The sequence below is a fragment of the Rhizobium sp. P28RR-XV genome (genome assembly GCF_012641385.1).
In the GTDB taxonomy this organism is placed as follows: Bacteria; Pseudomonadota; Alphaproteobacteria; order Rhizobiales; family Rhizobiaceae; genus Rhizobium.
In genome coordinates, this window is sequence record NZ_JABAIG010000008.1 from 63474 (window position 1) to 86295 (window position 22822).

General features: G+C 59.8%; 22 protein-coding genes. 15 read left to right on the forward strand and 7 right to left on the reverse strand.

Features of this window, described 5'->3' with window-relative positions:
* Positions 1-21 precede the first annotated feature (21 nt).
* Positions 22-1248: an amidohydrolase family protein gene (locus HGP12_RS17905; RefSeq protein ID WP_168879540.1), complete on the forward strand. Its 1227-nt coding sequence runs from the start codon at positions 22-24 to the stop codon at positions 1246-1248.
* Between the two features lie 29 nt (positions 1249-1277).
* Here HGP12_RS17905 and HGP12_RS17910 read toward each other — a convergent pair whose 3' ends face one another.
* The gene (locus tag HGP12_RS17910; protein ID WP_168879541.1) at positions 1278-1418 is read right to left on the reverse strand and encodes a hypothetical protein; all 141 of its coding nucleotides are present in this window, start codon (positions 1416-1418) and stop codon (positions 1278-1280) included.
* Between the two features lie 442 nt (positions 1419-1860).
* A complete protein-coding gene (locus HGP12_RS17915; protein WP_168840160.1) occupies positions 1861-2115 on the reverse strand; it encodes a hypothetical protein in 255 nt (84 codons plus the stop codon).
* Between the two features lie 193 nt (positions 2116-2308).
* Here HGP12_RS17915 and HGP12_RS17920 point away from each other — a divergent pair, with 193 nt between their 5' ends.
* The 7 genes from HGP12_RS17920 to HGP12_RS17950 all read left to right on the forward strand — a co-directional run bounded on the left by HGP12_RS17920 (position 2309) and on the right by HGP12_RS17950 (position 9595).
* On the forward strand, positions 2309-3004 hold the full coding sequence (locus tag HGP12_RS17920; RefSeq protein WP_168879542.1) for a FadR/GntR family transcriptional regulator: 696 nt from the start codon (positions 2309-2311) through the stop codon (positions 3002-3004).
* Positions 3001-4167, forward strand: a complete 1167-nt coding sequence (locus HGP12_RS17925) for a PLP-dependent transferase (RefSeq protein WP_168879543.1) — start codon at positions 3001-3003, stop codon at positions 4165-4167. The genes HGP12_RS17920 and HGP12_RS17925 overlap by 4 nt, the downstream gene beginning before the upstream one ends.
* A 40-nt stretch (positions 4168-4207) precedes the next feature.
* Entirely contained in the window at positions 4208-5467 is a 1260-nt protein-coding gene (locus tag HGP12_RS17930; RefSeq protein WP_168879544.1) for an ABC transporter substrate-binding protein, read from the forward strand.
* Between the two features lie 90 nt (positions 5468-5557).
* Positions 5558-6493, forward strand: a complete 936-nt coding sequence (locus tag HGP12_RS17935; RefSeq protein ID WP_168879545.1) for a carbohydrate ABC transporter permease — start codon at positions 5558-5560, stop codon at positions 6491-6493.
* A gap of 3 nt (positions 6494-6496) precedes the next feature.
* On the forward strand, positions 6497-7327 hold the full coding sequence (locus tag HGP12_RS17940) for a carbohydrate ABC transporter permease (protein WP_168840165.1): 831 nt from the start codon (positions 6497-6499) through the stop codon (positions 7325-7327).
* Positions 7328-7331: 4 nt separating this feature from the next.
* Positions 7332-8390, forward strand: coding sequence for an ABC transporter ATP-binding protein (locus HGP12_RS17945; RefSeq protein WP_168840166.1), 1059 nt, complete (start codon positions 7332-7334; stop codon positions 8388-8390).
* Positions 8391-8545: 155 nt separating this feature from the next.
* On the forward strand, positions 8546-9595 hold the full coding sequence (locus tag HGP12_RS17950; RefSeq protein WP_168879546.1) for a DUF2278 family protein: 1050 nt from the start codon (positions 8546-8548) through the stop codon (positions 9593-9595).
* A 71-nt stretch (positions 9596-9666) separates the two neighbouring features.
* On the opposite strand, the gene HGP12_RS17955 is transcribed toward HGP12_RS17950, so the two are convergent.
* Positions 9667-10809, reverse strand: a complete 1143-nt coding sequence (locus HGP12_RS17955) for a M24 family metallopeptidase (protein ID WP_168879547.1) — start codon at positions 10807-10809, stop codon at positions 9667-9669.
* Between the two features lie 235 nt (positions 10810-11044).
* Between HGP12_RS17955 and HGP12_RS17960 the strand changes: the two genes are divergently transcribed.
* From HGP12_RS17960 to HGP12_RS17990, 7 genes are all read left to right on the forward strand, one after another.
* Complete coding sequence (locus HGP12_RS17960) at positions 11045-11272, forward strand: DUF1127 domain-containing protein (RefSeq protein ID WP_168879548.1); 228 nt, start codon at positions 11045-11047, stop codon at positions 11270-11272.
* 69 nt (positions 11273-11341) lie between these two features.
* On the forward strand, positions 11342-12193 hold the full coding sequence (locus HGP12_RS17965; RefSeq protein WP_168840169.1) for a helix-turn-helix transcriptional regulator: 852 nt from the start codon (positions 11342-11344) through the stop codon (positions 12191-12193).
* 81 nt (positions 12194-12274) lie between these two features.
* Entirely contained in the window at positions 12275-12436 is a 162-nt protein-coding gene (locus HGP12_RS17970) for a hypothetical protein (RefSeq protein WP_168840170.1), read from the forward strand.
* A gap of 337 nt (positions 12437-12773) precedes the next feature.
* Positions 12774-13394, forward strand: coding sequence for a hypothetical protein (locus tag HGP12_RS17975; protein WP_168879549.1), 621 nt, complete (start codon positions 12774-12776; stop codon positions 13392-13394).
* A 341-nt stretch (positions 13395-13735) separates the two neighbouring features.
* On the forward strand, positions 13736-15160 hold the full coding sequence (locus HGP12_RS17980) for an efflux transporter outer membrane subunit (RefSeq protein ID WP_168879613.1): 1425 nt from the start codon (positions 13736-13738) through the stop codon (positions 15158-15160).
* A gap of 4 nt (positions 15161-15164) precedes the next feature.
* Positions 15165-16481 (forward strand): efflux RND transporter periplasmic adaptor subunit, encoded by a 1317-nt coding sequence (locus HGP12_RS17985; protein ID WP_246703467.1) that lies wholly within the window; start codon positions 15165-15167, stop codon positions 16479-16481.
* Between the two features lie 3 nt (positions 16482-16484).
* Positions 16485-18440 carry a MacB family efflux pump subunit gene (locus HGP12_RS17990; RefSeq protein WP_168879550.1) on the forward strand — a complete coding sequence of 652 codons (1956 nt, stop codon included), beginning with the start codon at positions 16485-16487 and terminating at the stop codon, positions 18438-18440.
* A 400-nt stretch (positions 18441-18840) separates the two neighbouring features.
* Here HGP12_RS17990 and HGP12_RS17995 read toward each other — a convergent pair whose 3' ends face one another.
* From HGP12_RS17995 to HGP12_RS18010, 4 genes are all read right to left on the reverse strand, one after another.
* Complete coding sequence (locus HGP12_RS17995) at positions 18841-20106, reverse strand: ATP-binding protein (RefSeq protein WP_168879551.1); 1266 nt, start codon at positions 20104-20106, stop codon at positions 18841-18843.
* Positions 20103-20834 (reverse strand): response regulator, encoded by a 732-nt coding sequence (locus HGP12_RS18000; RefSeq protein ID WP_168879614.1) that lies wholly within the window; start codon positions 20832-20834, stop codon positions 20103-20105. The genes HGP12_RS17995 and HGP12_RS18000 overlap by 4 nt, the downstream gene beginning before the upstream one ends.
* Positions 20835-21306: 472 nt before the next feature.
* A complete protein-coding gene (locus HGP12_RS18005) occupies positions 21307-21489 on the reverse strand; it encodes a hypothetical protein (RefSeq protein ID WP_168879552.1) in 183 nt (60 codons plus the stop codon).
* 141 nt (positions 21490-21630) lie between these two features.
* Positions 21631-22344 carry a helix-turn-helix transcriptional regulator gene (locus tag HGP12_RS18010; RefSeq protein ID WP_246703468.1) on the reverse strand — a complete coding sequence of 238 codons (714 nt, stop codon included), beginning with the start codon at positions 22342-22344 and terminating at the stop codon, positions 21631-21633.
* Positions 22345-22822: the final 478 nt, after the last annotated feature.

The following is a 22822-nucleotide window of genomic DNA, read 5'->3' on the forward strand; positions in this document are numbered from 1 at the left end:
TCTAGTGAACGAGGCAGTTTAATGCTCGATCTGGTGATTTCGAATGTCCGCATCGCCAGGCGGGAGGGTTGTTTCGATATCGGTATCAAGGATGGCAGGATTGCCGCGATCGAGCATGAGTTGATTGCGGATGCGCCGCGTCGCGATATGTGCGGCTGCCTGGCCTTCGGCGGCTTTGTCGATGGCCACATCCATCTCGATAAGGCCTGCATTCTCGATCGCTGCTTCATATGCGAAGGCACGCTGGAAGAGGCCGTCCGTGAGACGGCCAAGGCAAAGGCCGCCTTCACAGTCGAGGATGTCCATGCGCGCGCCGCTCGCGTGGTCGAGAACGCGATCGTCAACGGCACCACGGCAATGCGGACCTTCGTCGAGATCGACCCACGCGCCGGTTATCGGTCATTCGAGGCAATCAAGCAGATCAAGCGCGCCTATGCCTGGGCGATCGATATTCAGGTCTGCGCTTTCGCGCAGGAAGGGCTGACAAACGAGGCCGAGACGGCGGGCATGCTGAATCATGCACTGCGCAAGGGAGCGGATCTCGTCGGCGGCTGCCCCTATACCGATCCCGATCCTCTGGCTCATATCAGCCGGATTTTCGATCTAGCGGAACGCCATGATGTCGATGTCGATTTCCATCTCGATTTCGACCTCAACCCACAGGGCTCCGCAATCCCCGCCGTGCTGGCGGAAACGAAACGGCGGGGCTATGGCGGCCGCGTTTCCATCGGCCACGCCACCAAGCTTGCGGCCATGCCGGCGACCAAGGCCGGCGAGATTGCCGCGCGTCTTGCCGATGCGGGGATTGCGGTAACCATTCTGCCTGCGACCGATCTCTTCCTGCTTGGCCGGGACAGCGATCATCTTATCCCGCGCGGCCTTGCCCCGGCGATGCTGCTGACGGCCAATGGGGTCACCGTAACGGTCGGGACAAACAATGTCCTCAACCCGTTCACCCCCTTTGGCGATGCCTCGCTTGCCCGCATGGCCAATTTCTTCGCCAATATCGCCCAGCTATCGCGGGACGAAGACATCGCTGCAGCGTTCGACATGGTCACGATCAATCCCGCGCACGTGATGGGGCGTGACTATGGCCTCAAGCCGGGTGCCCAAGCCGATATCGTGGTGGTGGATGCGGTCGATTCGCTGTCGCTGGTTCGCGAGATCCGGCAGCCGATCGCCGGCTGGAAGAACGGCAAGCAGACTTTCACGCGCCCGCAGGCGCGCCTGCTGTCACCCGAAAGCTAGCAGATGAGGCCGGTCGCGTCGCGATGCCTCTACCGCTTCAATTCCCGTTCGAATTTTTCGATCTGCTGAAGAACCCACGGATCATCGGCGGAATGTTGAGCAACTTCCTGCTGCAGCCGCGGTTGGCGGCGGCGCAGGATCCAGTCGACGAAAGCGCGAAGCAGCCGCATGCCCATATCCAAGCTCATTTCAGTATTTGCGAGGCTCGGCGACAGGCCCGAAAGCCAATCGGACGCCGAGCCTCGACAACCGCAAGGCGTTGCGGCGATTGCCTTTTTGCGTGCGCGAAAATGAACGGTAGCTGAACAATGTTGCACGGTATAATGGTTTTCCCCTGTGTTTCTCGTTATGAGCAAGGGTGCTCTTCCTTGAGATCGACGGCGTTTCCTTCAAGCGAAGGGAAGGAATGCTTGCCGATATTTTTCCACCACCTCCCGAGCGGGGTTCACGAATGAAGAGCTTTTTTACGCAAGCGTACCGTTATCGGCAAAACTGACCTAGCCGAGAGCGAGAGCGGCTATTAAGAACGCCGCGTCGCTTCCGATTTCCCCGGAGCGGCACAAGCTTAGCCTCGCCCGTGCGAGGCTTTTTTCTTTTCTGCTCGCATTTTGTTCAGCGGCGCGGCTCGCCGCCGGGTGCATAGGCCGTGTCCTGCTCGAAAGGAAATACGGAGCCGCAACGGCAGCGCATCATATGCTTGCGCGGATCGGGTGATGGACGTTCGGTGGAAAAGCCACCGGGCATGTCATCTACCTTGAAATCCCGGCTGGGAGCCCAGCGGTCGTCGGTTTCGGAAACCTCGGCAAATCCGGTATGAGCGCATTTCGCGCATTCCAGCTTCCGTGAATATCGATCTCGCGCGGCCATTCTCTTCCAATCCGGGACTCACATTCGCCTCCTTCTAGCAGTGCCGTCGCTGCACTTGAAGGCCGTGAACGATCTGCCTCACAGCTCGATGTCCTTCCTCTCGAATTGCAGGCACGGAAAAAAGCGCGTCTTTTGAAAAAGAGATTGACCTGATGGCAGATGTCAGACCAATTTATCGACCATGACCAAACCGATGCTGACACCTCTCCCTTCCATCGACCGGACGCGACAAGTCATCGACGCGCTGTCGACCTTCATCGAATCGTCGAAGCTGCAGGCAGGCGACAGGCTGCCGACCGAGCGCGAGCTGATGGCGGCGCTTTCGGTGGGGCGCTCGACCATCCGCGAGGTGATCACCTACTTCCAGGCGCTCGGCGTCATGGAGACGCGCAAAGGCAGCGGCACCTATCTGCTGAAGCCGGTTTCTAAGGCGACCATCCACATGCCGCTTTCCCTCGATCCGCCGCACCTGCGCGATGCGTTGCTGCAGACGCTGGAGGTCCGCCGCGGCATCGAATGCGAGGCCGGCATGGTGGCGGCGAGAAAGCGCACGGACGAGGATATCGTCATCATCGAAGAGAAGCTCAACGAGATGGAGCGCGTCCATATGGCCAAGGGCACGTCCGGCCCGGAGGATCTTGCCTTTCACCTGGCGGTCTACGACGCCACGCACAATCCGCTGTTCCGGCAGCTTCTCGAACAGATGCGCGAAACCTTCGAACGCTTCTGGGATCATCCCTTTGATCGGCAGGATTTCGCCCGTCGGTCCTTCCCTTATCATCGCACGCTGTTCAACGCGATCGTCGACCAGGATCCCGAGGCGGCGCGCGCCGAAACACTGAAAATTCTCGACGTTGTCGAGGAAGACATCAAGGAAATGTCCAAATGACTGACGGGCTAGAGCCGTTCGAACTTGCGTCCCTTATTACAGCCCATGACGACGGCAATTTCGCCGAGGCCGTGGTGCCGCCGATCTTCCAGACGTCGCTCTTCACCTTCTCCAGCTACGACGAGATGATCGCCTCCTATCGCGGCGAAAAGGTACGGCCGATCTATACGCGCGGCCTTAACCCGACGGTGCGCATGTTCGAGGAGATGCTGGCAAAGCTCGAGGGAGCCGAGGATGCTCTCGGTTTTGCCAGCGGCATGGCGGCGATCTCATCGGCCGTGCTGAGCTTCGTCGAGCCGGGAGACCGCATCGTCGCGGTCAAGCATGTTTATCCCGATGCCTTCCGCCTCTTCGGCACGGTTCTGAAGCGCATGAAGGTCGAGGTGACCTATGTCGACGGCCGCGATGAGGAGGCCGTTGCCAAGGCGCTTCCCGGCGCCAAGGTCTTCTACATGGAGAGCCCGACCAGCTGGGTCATGGACGCGCATGATGTCGGCGCGCTGGCAGCACTTGCCAAGCAGCATGGCGTCGTCTCGATGATCGACAACAGCTGGGCCACGCCCTACTTCCAGCAGCCGCTGAAGCTCGGCGTCGACCTCGTCGTCCATTCAGCCTCAAAATATCTCGGCGGACATAGCGACGTGGTCGCCGGCGTCGTCGCCGGCTCGAAGGAAATGATCGCGCGCATCAAGGCCGAAGCCTATCCCTATCTCGGCGGCAAGCTTTCGCCCTTCGACGCATGGCTTCTGATCCGCGGCCTGCGCACCTTGCCGATCCGCATGAAGGCGCATGAGGCGGCGGCGATGACGATCGCCAAGCGGCTGCAGGAGCTTGATGCCGTCGAGCAGGTCTGCCATCCGGGCCTTGCCAACCGGCTGCCGGCCGGCCTCAACGGCACCTCGGGCCTGTTTTCTTTCATCTTCCGCGAGGGCGTCGATATCCGCGCCTTCGCCGATCGCCTCACGCTCTTCAAGCTGGGTGTGAGCTGGGGCGGGCATGAGAGCCTGATCGTGCCGGGCGAAGTCGTGCTGCAGCAAAAGGCGCAGCCGAATTCGGCGCATACCTTCGGCATCAATCCGCGCTCCGTACGTCTCCATATCGGCCTCGAAGGAACCGAGGCTCTATGGAAAGAGCTCGAGGAGGCGATCGCCGCCGCCTCGTAAAGTCGTCAATCTGAGAGGAAGACCTAAAAGGGGAACCAACATGAAAAGACTGATAACAGCAGCACTCTTCACCGCCATGATGACGGGCACCGCTTTTGCCGATACGACGCTGAAGCTCGTCGAAGTCATCACCAGCCCGGAGCGTACCGAAACGCTCAAGTCGATCGTCGCCAAGTTCGAGGCCGCAAATCCCGGCACCAAGGTCGACATCATCTCCCTGCCCTGGAACGAGGCCTTCCAGAAATTCGCGACCATGGTTTCGGCCGGCGACACGCCGGACGTGATGGAAATGCCGGACACCTGGCTGTCGCTCTACGGCAATAACGGCATGCTCGAAAGTCTGGAGCCGTACCTGGCGAAATGGGAGCATACGAGTGAATTGACGCCGCGCGCGCTCCAACTCGGCCGCGACGTGAAGAATACCGCCTATATGCTGCCCTACGGCTTTTATCTGCGCGCCATGTTCTACAACAAGAAGCTCCTGAAGGAGGCCAGCATCGCCGAACCGCCGAAGACGTTGGACGAGTTCGTCAAGGCATCCGAAGCCGTCTCCAAACTGCCGGGCAAATACGGCTACTGCATGCGCGGCGGTCCGGGCGGTCTCAACGGCTGGATGATCTTCGCCGCCTCCATGGCCGGCGACAACAAATACTTCAAGGATGACGGCACATCGACGATGAACAGCCCCGGCTGGGCCAAGGGCATCGAGTGGATGGTCGATCTCTACAAGAAGGGCTATGCGCCGAAGGACAGCGTCAACTGGGGCTTCAACGAAGTCGTCGCCGGCTTTTATTCCGGCACCTGCGCCTTCCTCGACCAGGACCCGGATGCCTTGATCGCTGTCGCGGAACGCATGAACAAGGATGACTTTGGCGTAGCACCACTGCCGAAGGGTCCGGACGGGAAATCCTTCCCGACCATCGGCTACGCCGGCTGGTCGATGTTCGCGACAAGCCAGAACAAGGATCTGTCCTGGAAGCTGATCGCAACCCTTGAAGGCAAGGAAGGCAATCTGGAATGGAACAAGAAGATCGGTGCGCTTCCGGCCTACACGGCTGCGGAAAAGGACCCCTTCTATGCCGGCGATCAGTTCAAGGGCTGGTTCCAGGAACTGGCCGACAAGGATACGGTTCCGACCGTCATGCCGACCTATCTTGAAGAATTCGCCTTCTTCAAGGATTCGCTCGCCATCAAGACTTCGCAGCAGGCGCTGCTCGGCGATATCTCGGCCAAGGATCTCGCCGACCAGTGGGCCGATTATCTGACCAAGGCCCAGCAGAAATTCCTCGCCAAGAAGTAAGTCTTACATGCGGCGGCGGAGCGATCCGCCGCCTCTCCTGCCCACTTGAAACAGACGGTGTCCGAACGCCGCGAATGGGAACTTTTGCAGATGACTTCGATCACCGACACGCTCGACAGGCGTCACGACCGCAGGCCGTGGCTGAAGCGCCTCGCCGACGCCTCGGAGCCCTATCTCTACAGCGCCCCTGCCCTCATTCTCATCATCGCCGTGATGCTGGTGCCGCTGGCAATCGGCATATCCTACGCCTTCCGCGATATTCAATTGCTCAATCCGTTTTCCGGCGGCTTCATCGGTCTGGAGCACTTTCGCGATCTCTCCAAGGATACGGCGTTCTATTGGGCGCTGAAGAATACGCTTTGGTGGACCGGCGCCTCCGTGGCGCTGCAGTTCATCTTCGGGCTGATCCTGGCGCTGCTGCTGGACAAACCGTTTTTCGGCCGGTCGATCGTGCAGGCGCTGGTATTCCTGCCCTGGGCGGTACCATCGTTTCTGGCCGGCCTTAACTGGTCGTGGCTGTTTAATCCGGTCATCGGTCCGATACCGCATTGGCTCTATGCCTTGGGCTTGATGAGCGAGCCTGGTAACATCCTGTCCGATCCACACTACGCCATGTGGGGGCCGATCGTCGCCAATGTCTGGTGGGGCATCCCCTTCTTCGCCATTACGCTTCTGGCCGCACTTCAGGCCATCCCGCGCGATCTCTATGAGGCGGCATCGATCGATGGTGCCGGCTGGTTCGAGCGCTTCCGCTCGATCACGCTTCCCTTTCTGGCACCGACCATCGCCATCACTGTTCTCCTTCGTACCGTCTGGGTGTCCAACTTCGCCGACCTGATCGTCGTCATGACGGGTGGCGGACCGGCGGATCGCACGCAGATCGTCGCCAGCTACATCTTCACGCAGGCCTTCAAGCGACTGGATTTCGGCTATGCCTCGGCCATCGCGCTGGTGCTGCTGGTCTTTCTTCTCACCTATTCCATGCTGATCATCCTGCTGCGGCAGACCCTGCTGAACAAGGATTGAGCCATGAGACGATCCGTCCTTCCCACCATCGCGCATCGCCTGGCAATTCTTTGCTACGTCGTCTTCGCGCTCTTTCCGCTCTTCTGGCTGCTGAAGGTCTCGGTGACGCCGAACGACCTGCTCTATACCGAAGGCGTGCGCATGTGGCCCTCGCGCACGACCTGGGAACATTATGCTTTCGTGCTGCAGCACAGCGACTTCCCGACCTTCTTCAAGAATAGCCTGATCGTCTCCGCCTCGACGGCGATTGCCGTCACCATCTGCGCGTCGCTCTCCGGCTACGCGCTCTCGCGCTTCAATTTCCGCGCCAAATACTGGATCGTGGCGCTGATGCTGCTGACCCAGATGTTTCCGCTGGTCATGCTCGTCGCGCCGATCTTCAAAATCCTTTCGCCACTGCATCTGACCAACAGCCTGACCGGCCTTGTCATCGTCTACACGGCATTCAACGTGCCCTTCGCCACCTTCCTGATGCAGTCCTTCTTCGACGGCATTCCCAAGGATCTGGAGGAGGCTGCCATGATCGACGGCGCGACGCAGTTCACCGCCTTCAGGCAGATCATCCTACCGCTGACGCTGCCCGGCATCGCGGCAACGCTCGGCTTCGTCTTCACGGCGGCGTGGAGCGAGCTGCTCTTCGCGCTCATGCTGATCAACGGCAACCAGGCAGCGACCTTCCCGGTCGGGCTTCTCACCTTCGTCTCGAAATTCTCCGTGGATTTCGGGCAGATGATGGCGGCGGGCGTCATGGCGCTCATTCCGGCCGCGCTCTTCTTCCTGCTCATCCAACGCTATCTCGTGCAGGGCCTGACGGCCGGCGCGGTCAAGGGTTAGTCATATGGCATCGATCGATATTCAGAACGTCAAGAAGGCCTATGGCCATGTGCAAGTCCTGCACGACATCGATCTCAGGATCAAGGACGGCGAATTCGTCGTCCTCGTCGGCCCCTCCGGCTGCGGCAAATCCACTTTGCTCCGGATGATTGCCGGCCTCGAAGACATCAGCGGCGGCGAGATCCGCATCGCGGACAACCGCGTCAACGAGCTGCATCCGAAGGATCGGGATATCGCCATGGTGTTCCAGTCCTATGCGCTTTATCCGCACATGAATGTCGCCGGCAATATGAGTTACAGCCTGCGGCTGCGGAAGATGGCGAAGGATAACATCGCCAAGGCGGTCGCCGGTGCGGCCACAAAGCTCGGTCTCGATCCGCTGCTCGAACGCCGGCCGAAGGCGCTCTCGGGCGGCCAGCGTCAGCGTGTCGCCATGGGCCGCGCCATCGTGCGGCAGCCGAAAGCCTTCCTCTTCGACGAGCCGCTGTCGAACCTCGACGCTCGCTTGCGCGAGCAGATGCGCGCCGAAATCAAGAGGTTGCACGGCGATCTTAAGGCGACGTCGATCTATGTCACCCACGACCAGATCGAGGCGATGACGCTGGCGGACCGGATCGTCGCCATGCATGGCGGGGTGGTGCAGCAGGTCGGCAGCCCGCTGGAACTCTACGACCGTCCCGCCAACCTCTTCGTCGCCGGCTTCATCGGCTCTCCGGGGATGAATTTTCTCGATGCAACTTACGAAGGCAATGGCGTCAAGCTCAAGGACGGCACGCTCGTTCCGCTTTCGGAGCCGCTGAAATTGGCCGCCGGCACGAAGGTCACGCTCGGCATTCGGCCCGAGCATGTCGTGCTATCGTCAGATCAGTCCTGCATGTCCGCCAATGTCGAACTTGTCGAACCCACGGGCTTCGGCATCATCCTGCATCTTTCGCTGCATGGCCTGCCGTTCAAGGTATTCACGCTCGATCGCAGCGCACTGAGCGCCGGTCCGCAGGTGAAGGTCGCCTTCCCGCCGCAGTATCTGCATGTCTTCGGCGAGGATGGAACAAGAGCGGCATAAGGACTGTCCGTTCGGCCGAGATGATCGCCGCGGCGGCGCGGCACGCCTCGCAAAGTCGGGAAAACCTTGGGACGCCCATGGATTCCTCCGGTGTCGCAGAAGCTTCATTCTGATGCGACACTATGTGCTGCTTATGTGCACTGAGGGAGGATGTCGTGCCGCTTAACAACTACGCCGTGCTCAAGGGCAGACCCATCAACAATCGATTGGCAACCGGCTCAAGCCCGCATTATCAGGTGCTGGTTTCGGAGAACGGGACGCCGTATCGCATCGCCATCAATGTGCGTTCGCAGGATGGAAGCGAGGTCGAATTCCTCGTGCGCTCCCGCTTCGAACACCCGATCACCGCGCAGTTGGCGGAGCTGCCGGAGGGCTTGCACGCGACAGCAAGCCGGCCGGGCGGCGTCGCGCTCGATTTCATCCGCGGCAATCTCATGCAGCCCTGGGAACTGAAACCACTTCCGATCTCGGCGGCAGGTCCGGATAATGATCTCAACGAAAAGATCGATAGCTACATTCAGCGCGCCATGTCAGACGAGGAGGCAATGATCTACGCCTTCGGCGAGACCTGGGGACCGGAGAACGACAAGGCCGATCAGTATTTCGGCTTCAAGCCCGGCCGCGGCATTCACGACATTCATTTCAACCAGGGCAACCCGTCTGGCAAATATGCCTCGCAGAACGGCCCCTGGCAGGACGGCGGGCTGATACTGGAATTTCCCCGCGAGCAGCAATGGGTTGCGATCTTCATGAAATTCCAGACGCAGGCATGGCACTCGGACGATGTGGACGGGTCCGTCATCGTGCCGCGGGATCAAGATCATCCGAACCTGCCGCACACGCCGGTCGATCGCGACGCCATTCCCACTTTCGATGTCCCGGATGGGCTGGTGCGCATTATCGCTGCCTATGTCAACGACGTGAAGACGCCCGAGCGGGAAACCGTCACGCTGCTGAATACCGCCGACGTGCCGGTCGACCTCACCGGCTGGCAGATCAAGGACAAACAGAAAAATGCGATGGTGCTCAGCGGTTCGATCACCGCCGGAGCGACGCAGGTGATCGAAATCCGGTCGCCCGTCACCCTATCCAACAAGGGCGGGATCATTACCCTGCTCAACGCACAGGGCCTCAAGGTTCACGGCGTTTCCTATACCAAGGAGCAGGCAAAGCAGCCCGGGCGCACCATCCCGTTCCAGGGGTAAGAGTTTCGGCTAATGCCGAAAGCCGATATCGGGCATTGCCCGGCGCCAGAGCGCCGAGCTGGTTTCTCCCATCAGGCGAAAGGTTCGGTCGGCCCCTTGGATGGCTGGGTAAACCAGCGCGGGCCGTCCGCCGTCATGTAGATATGATCCTCCAGCCGGATGCCGAATTTCCGCGGAAAGACGATCATCGGCTCGTTCGAAAAGCACATGCCGGGCGCAAGCGCCGTCGCATTGCCGCGCACGATGTAGGGCTCCTCATGGATGTCCAGCCCGAGGCCGTGGCCGGCGCGGTGCGGCAAGCCCGGCAGCTTGTAGTCGGGGCCGAGTGCATGTTTCGCCAGTACGGCCCGTGCCGCATCATCTAGGCTTGAACAGGCAGCACCGAGCTTCGCGGCCTCGAAAACCGCTTGCTGCGCCTCGCGCTCGATCGCCCATGCGTCTTCAAATGCGCTGTCACCGGCCTTCAGCTTGTATGTTCTCGTCAGGTCGGAATGATAGCCGTCGATGCGTGCGCCCGTGTCCACCAGGATGACGTCATCTTCGCCGAGCGTCTGATCGCCGTCTGCGCCATGCGGAAGCGATGTCGCCTCGCCGAAGGACACAATGCAGAAGGTCGATCCGCCATGGGCGCCTGCCTCGCGATGCCGCTGGTCGATGAACGCGACCACGTCCGAGGCGCGGATTCCCGGCTTGAGCAAGGCATGGGCCTGCTTGTGCACATCGAGCGTCAAGTTCATCGCATATTGGATAAGCGCGATTTCCGCGACAGATTTGATCCGGCGCAGGCTGTTGATGAGCGGTCCGCCATTGGCCAGCCTTTCGGCCCCAAGCTCGGTCGCCAATGCGTTGTAGAAGTAGAGCGGCATGTTGTCGTCAAGTGCCAAAATGCCCGAACTACCAAGGACACGCGCGATTAATGCCACACTGCTCTCTTCTTCCTGCCATTCGAGGATTTCGGCCGGCAGATGCGGCAGCGTCTCCACGCGGCTGCGCTCGAAACCGGGGACGATGTAAGAGAGGGTGGTCGGCGTCACGAGTGCCCCCAGAAATCTCTCGCTCGCATGCCAAACGAGCCCGGTGAAATAACGCAGGCTTTCGGTCGGCCCGAGCAGCATGCCGGCTAGTCCGTGCGCATCGAGCAGCTGGCGAAGCCGCGAAAGGCGTTCGTGCCTTTCCTGTTCGGTGATCCGGGGTGCGGGATGTTGCCACGACATTTCACTCTCCTCAGTAACCTTGGCCTATGCTAGTCGGCTTCGACACTATTGCCGCTGTGGGCAAGATGTCGACAATGAAAATATTGACGCCACAGGGCTATCCACGACTGTTTGGCGCTTTCGCCATATAGCGCTCTCCGACTCAGCCGCCTCGCCGATCGCTAAATTATCTGACAGCGCGGATGCGGTTCCAATGGTTCACTGGCTCCATCGAAACAAACCGTGGAGTATCGCCATGCAAGTCGCAAACATCACAATTCTTTCCGAATGCAGCCACGCCGTCCGCAAGGTCCAGCGCAAACCAGCTTCGGTCTTCGTCGATCTGATGCGTATCCTCGCGCGCAAAATGGCCGAGCGAAGAAACCGCAATGCGCTGCTCGAGCTTTCGGACGATCAGCTGAAGGATATAGGGCTTTCTCGCGGGCAAGCCGGAAGCGATGTGCATATTTACAGCCGCTACTAAAAAGATGAATCAGAACGTGCTAAGTTCACGACATGCAACCGGCCCAAACGGTGGGATGAGGATTACGGCATGCTACAATTTTCGACAGCCGTGCTGCTGAAGACGAAAACGGTCCTCATCCGCGATGTCGTCTGCAATGGCGACTGTCGGCATAAGAGCGATGAGGAATGCGCCCACAAGACAAGCCTCGTCTATACCTATCGCGGCGTCTTCAAGCGCCATGTCGGTCAAAGCGAGGCCGTTTCGGAAGCCAATCAGGTTGTCTTCTTCAATCGCGGCCAGGACTACAGGATCAGCCACCCCGTCGAGGGTGGCGATTCCTGTCTAGATCTCATGATCGACGAGGCCATGCTGCATGAGCTCGCGCCAAAGGAACAGATACAATCCGGCGAAGGCGTCGTCTTCCGCCGCCAGCGCCGCCGCATCGACCCGCGAGCGCAAGCGCTTGTGGCGATGCTTCGCCACGGGCTCAGCCGCAACATAGCCGAAAGCCTGGAGGGCGAAACACTGGCACTGACGCTGGTGCGCCGCTCGCTCGGCGAGAGTACCTCGCATGAGGCAGGCGCAAGCTTCGGCCGGCAGAAACTGGTCGATCGGGCGAAACTCGTCCTGTCCTCTGATCTAGCCCGGCGGTGGACGCTTGCCGAGATCGCCAAGGAGGTCGGCGTCTCGCCGGTATATCTGACGCAGGTTTTCCAGCAGGTCGAAGCCATTCCGCTCTATCGCTATCAATTGCGGCTGCGGCTGGCGCGAGCGCTCGATCTTCTCGGTTCCTATGACGACCTGACCATGCTCGGACTCGATCTCGGCTTTTCCAGCCATAGCCACTTCAGCGCCGCCTTCAAGCAGACCTATGGGCTGACGCCGGCGGAGTTTCAGCGCTCAGCGCAATTGAAGCCGAAGCGCTACACGGTTCGCTAAAGATTCCGACAGCGTATATGCCTCGATCGGTGATTTCCTGATCTTGCCCCTGTGGGGGATCAATGAGGAAAGGATCACGACATGAAGAAAACAACATGCGCTGCCTGTGACTGCGAACTCGGCGCAGATACGATCAAGGTCAATCTCGGCGGCAAATCAGTCGAGGTGTGCTGCGAGGAATGTGCGGCTGCCTTGAAGGAAGCCGGTCAATCGACATCAGCCGCTGCGACCGGCAAGGAATAGAAGCTGCCGGGCCGCCCGGGACCGGCATGCCGACAACATCCAGGAAGGAGCCGCACACTCGATGCGGCTCTTTTCATAGGCGTGCTCGCTTGTGCAGAAATCGCTGCCTCATGACCCGCAGCGGTATCGATTTTGGATCGATTCTTGACGTGGCTGCAGTTTTCGCTCCCCGCGTGTTCCGTCAAGAAAAGTTGTAATAAATTGTTGCCGCCAGGCTCCTGGCAAACTTCATTCGCAACATTCCCCCGGCGGGAAACATTCGGAAATATCAGGACGTATTGCGTTCATACGGTCCCGCTAGCCTCAGCATCAGTCAATCGTAATGAAGGCACTGATCATGAGGCAACGACATATCGTCGCAACTTTGTTGATAACGGCTATCGGCGGCATCGCCGCTTCGGCACTTGCCGGCGAGCCGGCCGTTACGCTGGACGCTCAGACCCCACCGGTCGCCGAGATGGCATCACCACGACCGCCGGCTCACATGTCGCCGGAAGGTTGGGGCTTCCCCGGTCCACCTCCCCAAGGCCCGATGATGGCCTTTGGCGAAGACATGCCAATGCCGCCGCGTGGCTTTCCTCATCCGCCAAATCCGGCCCTGGAACTGGCGGACAAGTTGTCGGCGATGGAAACCTTGATCGGCGTTCGCAGCGCTCAGCTTGATGCCTGGAGGGATTATACCAGCGCGCTCACGGATTTTCTGGCCTTCCCAAAGCATCGGCCCCCTGGCCCGCCGCCCGCCAATGACGATGCCGCGCGGCAGCCCGATCACGATGACGACAAGCCGACTGAGCTCTTTGGCGAGCGTGTCGCCGATGGCGTTCTTGATCGTGCGGCCAAGGCAACTGCCCTCAAGGACAAGGCGACGGCTCTCCGCAAAGTTTTGACGGCGGATCAGCTTGCAAGGCTTGAGGATGTCGAACGATCGCTCGTTCCCGGCCCTCTTGCATTCCGCTGACCGCAATAGAGGTTCGATCAGGGAAAACCCCGCTGCTTAGTCGATCCAGACCATTTCCTCTCCGCCTCCAATCGATCGAGATTCCCCCCGGACGCCCTTGTCGGTTGGAAGGAGTAGCCCCTCTGGGGCTGAATGGTCCGGGAGCGCCCCGCCCGGCGCTCCCGGACCATTCGCGTGCAAGATCCGCCCTTTCGGCGGGAAAAGCCGACTGTCCGTCGCCTGCACGAGGATCGGCAAAAGCCGGCGCAAAGACCAATTGAGCAGGGATAAAAATCTTGTCGACATGTTCGCGTGCAAGCAAAAGCTTGCCAAATATAGCCATAGCCGCCGCACTTGCCGGGATGCTGACAAGCTGCGTCGTCGGCCCGGATTACCGGACACCCGACCTTGCCATGCCGTCGCATTGGGGCAGCAAAGCCAGAACGAAGCCTTCGAAGGCGCCGCGATTGTCCCAATGGTGGAAGCAACTCAAGGATCCGACGCTTGATGCACTGATCGAGGCGGCGCTGGCCAGCAACCTGGATGTGGCGACGGCCAAGGCAAAAATCCGCGAAGCGCGCGCCACCTACCGCGAGCAGAAAGGCGCATTGCTGCCGAGCGTCGAGGGAACCGGTTCGGGGACGCGAACACGCACGTCGGCCGCATCAAGCGGCACCACCGACGCGACCTTCTCCACGCTTTATAACGGCGGTTTCGACGCCAGCTGGGAGCTCGATCTCTTCGGTGGCAACAAGCGCGCCACCGAGGCGGCAAAATATGGTGTCGATGCTGCCGACGAGCAGCTACGCGACACCATGCTGACATTGATCGGCGACGTCGCGTCCTACTATGTCCAGGCGCGCGAATACCAGGCTCTGCGCGATCTCGCCAAGCGCACCGCCGTATCCCAACGCAAGAGCGCAGCCCTGACGCGTATGGAGTATCTGGCAGGCAGCGCCACCGGCGTCGACTCGGCCAAGGCCGACGCTCTCGCCAGCAGCACCGAGTCGGATATTCCGACCTACGAAATCTCCTATGCGGAAGCGGTCCATCGCCTGAGCGTGCTGCTGGGCAAGCCGCCGGCCACGCTTGAAGACACGCTCAGGACGGGCGGCTCCATTCCGAGCCCCAGGATGAATATCTCGACCGGTATTCCGGCCGATATCCTGACGTCTCGGCCGGACGTCCGTCTCGCGGAGCGGCAACTTGCACAATACACGGCGAAGATCGGTCAGGCTGAAGCCAATCGCTATCCGTCCATCTCGCTAACGGGCGACATTTCTTCGTCGGCCGCCAATATCGGCGATCTGGCGAAAAAGTCCTCCATCGGATGGACGTTCGGCCCGTCACTGACGGTGCCGATCTTCCAGGGCGGCCAGCTGAAGGCCGCCGTCGATGTCGCCAAGGCGGAGCGGGATCAATATTTCATCGCCTATCAGTCGGCCGTGCTTTCGGCCATGGAAGATGTCGAGAACGCAGTCGTGTCCCTCACTCAGGAGCGGCTGAAATATGCCAAGCTCGTTTCTTCCAGCAGCTCCTATCGCCGTGCATCGGATCTCTCGCGCACGCTGAACCAGGCGGGCGTCACGGATTTCCTCGATGTGCTCGATGCCGAACGTTCGCTCTACAGCGCCGAGGAGTCCGTCATTCAAAGCAAGGCTTCGATCGCCACCGATTATATCTCGCTCAACAAGGCGCTCGGCGGAGGCTGGGACGGGCAGGTCGATGTTTCCAAACCTGCGGTGGTCGATACCAATACCGGCCCGCACCTAACGATGGCCAAGTAGTTCCATGCTGAACATCTTAGATCGCGAAGCGCCAACGACCATCAATCCCAAGCGCGCCGAAAATCCAGCACCGGCAAAGTCGCCGTCACGCCGGCGTATCAAGCTGGCACGTCCGGCGCTCGCAGGCGTGCTGGCACTTGCCATCGTGGGCGTCATCCTCTTCTGGCATGGCTACTTCGACCGGCAGACATCATCCGCCATCACCGCGCCGGTGACACGCGGCAATGTCGAGGAGGCGGTCCTCGCCTCCGGCACATTCAAGCCAACCAAACTGGTTGCCGTCGGTGCACAGGTTTCCGGGCGGATTACCGCGCTTCACGTCAAGCTCGGCGATACGGTGAAGAAGGATACGCTGGTTGCCGAAATCGACTCGACCACGCAAAGCAACGACCTGAAGACCGCGCAGGCTTCCCTCGCAAACGTCAAGGCACAGCGTCAGGAAAGCGAGGCCGATCTTGCGAACGCACAGCTCACGCTCGTCCGCCAGCAGACGGTATTCCGCAATCAGGCGGGCTCCAAGGCCGACCTTGATAGCGCGGAAGCGAGCGTTAAGAAGATCACCGCGCAGATCGCGGCTCTCGATGCGCAGATCACCTCGGCCGAAGTTGCGGTCGAAACGGCGCGCGCCAATCTTTCCTACACGCGCATCACGGCGCCGATGGACGGCACCGTGCTTGCCATCGTCAACCAGCAGGGCCAGACGGTCAATGCGGCCCAATCGGCGCCGACCATCGTCATTCTGGGGCAGCTTGATACGATGATCGTCCGCACTGAAATATCGGAAGCCGATGTCGTCAAGGTCAAGGCCGGACAGCCTCTCTATTTCACCATTCTGGGTGATCCCGGCACGCGCCATGACGCCACGCTGCAATCGATCGAACCGGCACCGGAGTCGATCACCAGTGACAGCAGCGTCACCTCCTCGACCACCACTTCGTCTTCCAGCAGCAGCACGACATCGTCGTCCTCGTCCTCGGCGATCTACTACAACGGGGTTTTCGCGGTGCCCAACCGCGAGAAATATTTCCGAACCTACATGTCGGCCGAAGTTCACATCGTGCTCGGCGAGGCCAAGAATGTGCTCACCATCCCCTCCTCGGCATTGGGCGCCAGGTCGGCAGACGGTTCCTATGTCGTTCAGACGCTGGGCGACGATGGTAAGCGAAACCAGCGCAAGGTCACCGTCGGCCTCAACAACAATGTCTCCGCCGAGATCCGGTCCGGCCTATCGGAGGGTGAGAATGTCGTTATCGGCGAGGCGAGCGCCACGACGACGAAGAGCAGCAGCAATGGCGGCCCGCCGCCGCCCATGGGATTCTAAGCCGTGCCCTCCCCCATCATCGAATTGCGGCGCGTGCGGCGCGAATACCAATCGGGCGACCGCACTATCGCGGTGTTGCAGGATGTCGATCTGTCGATAACCGAAGGCGAGATGGTTGCCATCGTCGGGCCTTCCGGCTCCGGAAAATCGACCCTGATGAATATCATCGGCCTGCTCGATCGCCCCACTGGCGGCACCTACGCGATCGCTGGCGTGCATACGCATAGCCTCGACAGCGATGCCCTGTCCCGGCTGCGGCGAGAACATTTCGGTTTTATCTTTCAGCGCTACCATCTGCTGTCGGAATTGACGGCAATCGGCAATATCGAGGTACCGGCGATCTATGCCGGACGGCCGAGCGAGACGAGACGTGAACGTGCTATCGCCCTGCTTGAACGTCTCGGCATGGGCGAGCGCGGCAGCCATCGGCCGAGCCAGCTTTCCGGTGGCCAGCAGCAGCGCGTCTCGATTGCGCGTGCCTTGATGAACAATGGCAATGTCATTCTTGCCGATGAGCCGACCGGTGCGCTCGATCGGCAGAGCGGTGAAGAGGTGCTGCGCATTCTCGGCGAGCTGCATGCCGAGGGGCATACGGTCGTCATCGTCACTCACGACATGAATGTCGCTTCGCGCGCCGACCGTATCATCGAAATTTCCGATGGTCGCATAGTCGCCGACCGACGGACGCGAAACGAAACGGCGGAACCCCAAGCCTCCCTTGCCGAGACCCGCGCCGGCAAGTCGGGCTGGGGTGAAATGACGGGTCGGCTACTCGAAGCGTTCCGGATGGCGATGCTTGCACTGCAAGCACATCGGCTGCGTACCTTTCTGACCATGCTGGGAATCATTATCGGCATTGCGTCGGTCGTCAGCGTCATAGCGCTTGGCGAGGGATCGCAGCGAAAGGTTCTGGCAAATATCAACAGCCTCGGCACGAACACGCTGGAGATCTTTCCCGGCAAGAGCTTCGGCGATACCCGGTCCGGACGCATAAAAACTTTGGTGGTTGCCGATGCCGATGCGCTGGCAAAGCTCACCTATGTCGCCGCCATCACGCCGACCGTGTCCACCAGCAACACCGTGCGATTCGGTGCGACGGAGGCAAATGCTTTGATCAACGGCGTCGGCGACGCGTATTTTTCCGTGAAAGGATCAAAACTGGTCGCGGGCCAGCTGTTTGATTCCGACGGCGTCCGAGGAATGACGCAGGATGCGGTGATCGATCAAAACACCGCGACGGCGCTGTTTGCGGACAAAGGCCTCAGCCCGATCGGGCAGACGATCTTCGTTGGCAAGGTCCCCGCGCGCGTCATCGGTGTTATCGCCGCGCAGCAGGGAGGCTTCGGCTCCAGCGACAATCTTTCGGTCTACCTTCCCTATACCGGCGTACAAGCCCGCTTCCTTGGCGACATGTCGTTGCGCAGCGTCACCGTACGTGTTGCTGACGACGCCGATAGCTCGACAGCCGAGGCGGCGGTGACGCAATTTCTGGAACGTCGCCATGGCACCAGGGATTTCTTCATCCTCAATACCGACGATATCCGTCAGACAATCACGAGCACCATTCGGACGATGACTCTGCTTATCTCGTCCATCGCCGTCATCTCGCTGCTGGTCGGCGGCATCGGCGTCATGAACATCATGCTCGTCTCGGTATCCGAACGCGTTGCCGAAATCGGCGTGCGCATGGCAGTCGGTGCAAGACGCCAGGACATCCTGCAGCAATTTCTCATTGAAGCCGTGCTGGTTTGTCTGCTCGGCGGCGCTTTGGGCATTGCAACGGCACTTGGCTTCGGTGCCGCGTTCAATTATTTTGGATCCAATTTTACTTTGGTCTATTCGGCGGGTTCAATCATCCTCGCCTTCACCTGCTCCTGCGCCATCGGCCTTACGTTCGGCTACCTGCCGGCGCGCAACGCGTCGTTGCTCGATCCCGTGGCGGCACTCTCAAGAGACTGATTATTCTGGATAAAATCGCGGTGGCGTTGCCGGGAAGCAATCCGGCTTCGCCATTCGTGTTGGGGGCGTCATGGCGAAGCCGGGTATGCGGGGCGATCAAAGCCTGCTCGAGCCAAGCTGCTGATCGACAACAATTTTACATTAATTGGCGCTCAGGACATTTCCGAATGTTGCTGAAAGAGGGCATTTTGATGAATTTTGGTGTCTCGGCTTTTCTATCGGGAAAACATTATTTGGTAAGTTCTACAAGCTTACTGCAAATACTGTCGTTCATAGAATTTTCGAAAATCCTACGCAAGTAAATCCTGTTTTGAGGCAAAATTCGGATCGTTACCCGACCGCTACCTTGGAGCGTGGCCGAATCTGCATGCCGCTAATCCGTTCGGTCTTTTTTGCTCGGTCAGCCTGCGGCCTTCGCTTCGGCGCTCTTGAATGACACGACTTGCTCCAGCCCCCGCGGCTGGCGGTTTCGCACGGTGATTTCGCCCTCGAATCGGGTGACGATTTCGCGCGCAATAGCCATGCCGAGGCCAGCGCCGGGGAAGGATCTTTGCCTTGCGATATCGATTCGGAAAAAGGGTTCGAACACCTGATCCAATCGATCCTCGGGGATGCCGGGACCGGTATCGATAATCCTCACGACGGCCCGGTTGCCAAGATGCGTGACCGTCACCGTCGCCGACTGGCCATGTGTCGCGGCATTGATGAGCAGGTTGCGCAACGCGCGTGTAACCGCCAGCGGCCCCGCGCAGATCGTCGCCTGCTCCAGATCGCCGCTCTTGACGTTCATGTCGATCGCCTTCAGTTCAGTGACGATACCTTCGACGATCCTGTCGAGCCGCACCTGTTCCAGGCTGTCCTTGGAAATCTCTTCGCGAACGAGGCCGATGGCGCTATCGGCGATCCTGTCCAGCTCCTCCAGATCGGCAAGCCATTTGCGCCGCTCGTCCTCGTCCCGGATGAACTCGGCACGCAACCGCATTCGGGTCATCGGCGTTCGCAGATCGTGTCCAGCGGCGGCAACAAGCCGCATCCTGCTTTCCGTGGCAGCCTTCACTCTCGCGGAAAGGCCGTTGAGCGCTTGCGCGGTGGCGCGAATTTCGCCCGGGCCGCTTTCGGGTATGTGCGGCAGCGTGCCGTCGGGATTGACTGCCGCCACCGCCTGCTCCAACAGACGCAGCGGCTTCATGATCTTGGAAGCTGCAAAGATCGAAACGAGCACGCTGCCGATGATGATGAGGCCGAGCCAGCCCACAAGAACCTTCCAGCCGTCCGGAGGCGGGCCGTGCGGCCCCATCGGCATGACCAGCCAGTTGCCGTCGGAGAGCTTCAAGGACGCGATCAACCCGCCCGTCGATTGGCGCGATATGATTGCCTCGCGCATTCCGGAAATGCGAAGCAGCGCCTCGGTGAGAAAGCGGGAGAGCTCTACGTCAGTCGGGCCGCCGGCTGGCATGGAAGCAACGATCAGCCCTGCCGATTCCGCCATGGCGCGATCCTTCTCCGCGAAGGTCGCGAGAACGGCAAGCTGCCGGGCCGTCCCATCAATCGTCATGTCCGGTCGCGGCCCTCGCATGACAAGGCTTGCCACGAAGGACGACGAAATGACGACCAGGACGATGGCCGTCAGCAGGAGTAGTGCCAGGCGCGCACCAAGTGACCTCATGAATCGCCTTTGATAGCCGTTACCGGGACGACGAGCTGATAGCCGCCGTTGCGGATCGTTCTGAAAATGGGATCTTCCGTCGTTTCTCCCAGCTTGCGACGAAGCCGGCTCATCAGGACGTCGATCGAGCGATCGGCGGGGTCGCGATCGCGCCCCTGCGTCAGGTCGAGCAGCTGATCGCGCGACAGCAGCCGGCCGGCGCGCTCAAGGAACGCCTTGAGAAGATCGAATTCGGCACCCGTCAGCGAGATTACCTCGCCATTGTCTCGGCTCACCCGGCGAAGCTGCGGATCAAGCACCATATCCGCGAACTGATAGCGTCTTTGCTCAGGCTCTACCGAAGAGTCCTCGTTCGTGCGACGCAGCACGGCGCGAATGCGCGCCGCCAGCTCGCGCGGATTGAACGGTTTACCGAGATAATCATCAGCACCGATCTCAAGACCGAGGATACGATCTATGTCCTCCTTCAAGGCGGTCAGCAGAATGACGGGAACCCGCGGACGGCGGCTTCGCAAGTCACGGCAAAGATCAAGGCCGGATCCATCGGGAAGCATGACATCCAGCACCAGCAGGTCGGGATGGCGGCGGTTCAGCGCGTCGTTGCATCCGCGAAGGTCGCTCGCCGTCGACACACGGAACCCCTGCTCCTCGAGATACCGGCTCAGGAGCGAACGTATCTCGTGGTCATCATCGACGATCAGAATATCCGGTGTGGCGCTGGCGTTCATAGGCTTCATTCCGTTTTCTCAACCCTTATACAAACTATCAATCCTCTGAGAAAAAGGGTTTTTGCGGCGCCAATACGGAATTTTCAGCGCGGGAAACGTTGGTTTACAAAATTCATGGAGCCGGAAATATTGAGCAACAAAATAATGTTCGGCACAGCAAAACCAGCCGGCAATCTAAATGCCCGTCGCCGCCGAATGCATGTCCTAGCTTCCATGACGCATGAAGCCAGCGCTGTGGTCGGATCAGGCAGCTCGCTACCATTCGACGCTCCAGACGGAAGCGGCTCATAACGGAAGAGGAAGATGCTCGAAATATCTGTACGGGTATCCTGAAGTCCTCCCGTGCGCCGCCGCGTTTGCGATGGTCAGATGCTGTCGCTAAAGGGTACTTCGCCATTCTGCCCCGACGCGCCGGGGAGCGCGTAGGTGGTCGGCTCGCGCACGACAGTGACCACGTTCTCATGCCGCAATCTTACATTGTCGCGCGGGTTCCGGACAATCGCGGCACGGCGATCCTTAGGCCGAGATCACGGGCGCCTTCGCAGAAATAAGCCGCCAGCCCCCCGGCCGCGGGGCACTTCTGTTCATTGCCGGTCGATATCATGCCGACAAGCGCAAATGGCGGCACGATACGCGCCGCTGCTGCCTCGGACATGCGGTTGGCCTTCGGTTTGGCCTCAGAAAATGCACAGCCCCTAGGAACGCAGGCGAGAACGCACAATCGTCCGACCTTCCGCGGCATCGACAATTCTGAGCGGCATGGAGTAGTTTTGATGAGGCATCATTGCTCTGACCACTACGCCGTTTCGGCATCGTCACTGCGCTCCCGGGTAAACCGAAGGATCGATGAAGGGCTGGAACCGTAGGCATGCTTGTAAAGAACCGAGAACCGCCCGGGATTGGAAAACTGCAGGCTCATAGCGAGATCGGTGATACTGTCGGTCTGGCCGCCCTTGATGGCGCCGTGAGCCGCGGCCAGCCGATAGTTGCACAAGATTCCCATCGGCGTGTCGCCCCGATAGGTCTTGAACATGCGTTGCAGTGCACGCGGGCTGCAGCTCGCGGCATGGGCGAGATCTTCCAGCATGATCGCGTTGTGCAGATTGTCGCGCATGAAGGCCTCTGCCCTCAGAAGCTGGCGCGGCGCGCTTTCCAATGTTCCGCGATGAAAAGCGTCGGAAAGATTGTGCGGAAGCTTCGTAAACAGCTTGACTAGAAGAAGCTCGCTATAGGCCTTTGCGAGCATCACCCTTTCGACCGGGCGAGCGGTCATGAGATCCTTTTCGGCCTGGCGGAGTGTTTGGTATAGCCCCTGCGCACCGCCCTGACGGAAGCTTACCGGCGCTAGGGCGAATTCCTGCACATAGGGCTTGCCCGTCAATTCCTCGAAGTGCTGCCTGATAACCGGTTCCGGAATTTGAAATAGCAGCCAAGAGCTCCGTGGCTTTATCTCCAGCCGCTTGCCGGCGCGGTCGCTGATGCTGGCGACGTTATTGATGGGAATGCGCAATGATTTCTGCATCCGTCTGTGATTAATTTCTAACTCGCCTGCCAGAACGAATATGATGCTGACACGCGGTACGTCCTGCTTTGCAATAGCTTCCAGGCCGGCGGAGTGCTGCGCACTTATGATGAACGTCGATTGAACGGGCTGCTTGCTGAATTTAAAGGAATAATCGCCACTGGATTCCGACGGAACACTCCACTTCCAGTTTGGTTCAAGCAAGTCGAGATTGCGAACAATTGCAGCACGAGAATAGACCTCAAAGGTGCCAACGCATTGTTCGGCAACTCTTTCCAACGTCGCCATCCGCTATCCTACTCAAAATCTCAGATTGCATAGTCGCAACCGCCGCCACATGATTTTTTCGAGGCCAAATTGCTTCAAGACTTCTCTATGAGGCCTCCATGGTCCTGCCCGTTTGATCATTCAAATCACCCCGATAATAACTTATAGTTGAATTCGTTAATATTAAATTAGCATGGTA

What these genes read in the sequence shown, in the direction of transcription:
- HGP12_RS17905 (WP_168879540.1), top strand. Translation starts at nt 22, where the DNA reads ATGCTCGATCTGGTGATTTCGAATGTCCGCATCGCCAGGCGGGAGGGT.
- HGP12_RS17910 (WP_168879541.1), bottom strand. Translation starts at nt 1,418, where the DNA reads ATGCGGCTGCTTCGCGCTTTCGTCGACTGGATCCTGCGCCGCCGCCAA.
- HGP12_RS17915 (WP_168840160.1), bottom strand. Translation starts at nt 2,115, where the DNA reads ATGGCCGCGCGAGATCGATATTCACGGAAGCTGGAATGCGCGAAATGC.
- HGP12_RS17920 (WP_168879542.1), top strand. Translation starts at nt 2,309, where the DNA reads ATGCTGACACCTCTCCCTTCCATCGACCGGACGCGACAAGTCATCGAC.
- HGP12_RS17925 (WP_168879543.1), top strand. Translation starts at nt 3,001, where the DNA reads ATGACTGACGGGCTAGAGCCGTTCGAACTTGCGTCCCTTATTACAGCC.
- HGP12_RS17930 (WP_168879544.1), top strand. Translation starts at nt 4,208, where the DNA reads ATGAAAAGACTGATAACAGCAGCACTCTTCACCGCCATGATGACGGGC.
- HGP12_RS17935 (WP_168879545.1), top strand. Translation starts at nt 5,558, where the DNA reads ATGACTTCGATCACCGACACGCTCGACAGGCGTCACGACCGCAGGCCG.
- HGP12_RS17940 (WP_168840165.1), top strand. Translation starts at nt 6,497, where the DNA reads ATGAGACGATCCGTCCTTCCCACCATCGCGCATCGCCTGGCAATTCTT.
- HGP12_RS17945 (WP_168840166.1), top strand. Translation starts at nt 7,332, where the DNA reads ATGGCATCGATCGATATTCAGAACGTCAAGAAGGCCTATGGCCATGTG.
- HGP12_RS17955 (WP_168879547.1), bottom strand. Translation starts at nt 10,809, where the DNA reads ATGTCGTGGCAACATCCCGCACCCCGGATCACCGAACAGGAAAGGCAC.
- HGP12_RS17960 (WP_168879548.1), top strand. Translation starts at nt 11,045, where the DNA reads ATGCAAGTCGCAAACATCACAATTCTTTCCGAATGCAGCCACGCCGTC.
- HGP12_RS17965 (WP_168840169.1), top strand. Translation starts at nt 11,342, where the DNA reads ATGCTACAATTTTCGACAGCCGTGCTGCTGAAGACGAAAACGGTCCTC.
- HGP12_RS17970 (WP_168840170.1), top strand. Translation starts at nt 12,275, where the DNA reads ATGAAGAAAACAACATGCGCTGCCTGTGACTGCGAACTCGGCGCAGAT.
- HGP12_RS17975 (WP_168879549.1), top strand. Translation starts at nt 12,774, where the DNA reads ATGAGGCAACGACATATCGTCGCAACTTTGTTGATAACGGCTATCGGC.
- HGP12_RS17980 (WP_168879613.1), top strand. Translation starts at nt 13,736, where the DNA reads ATGCTGACAAGCTGCGTCGTCGGCCCGGATTACCGGACACCCGACCTT.
- HGP12_RS17985 (WP_246703467.1), top strand. Translation starts at nt 15,165, where the DNA reads ATGCTGAACATCTTAGATCGCGAAGCGCCAACGACCATCAATCCCAAG.
- HGP12_RS17995 (WP_168879551.1), bottom strand. Translation starts at nt 20,106, where the DNA reads ATGAGGTCACTTGGTGCGCGCCTGGCACTACTCCTGCTGACGGCCATC.
- HGP12_RS18000 (WP_168879614.1), bottom strand. Translation starts at nt 20,834, where the DNA reads ATGAACGCCAGCGCCACACCGGATATTCTGATCGTCGATGATGACCAC.
- HGP12_RS18005 (WP_168879552.1), bottom strand. Translation starts at nt 21,489, where the DNA reads ATGTCCGAGGCAGCAGCGGCGCGTATCGTGCCGCCATTTGCGCTTGTC.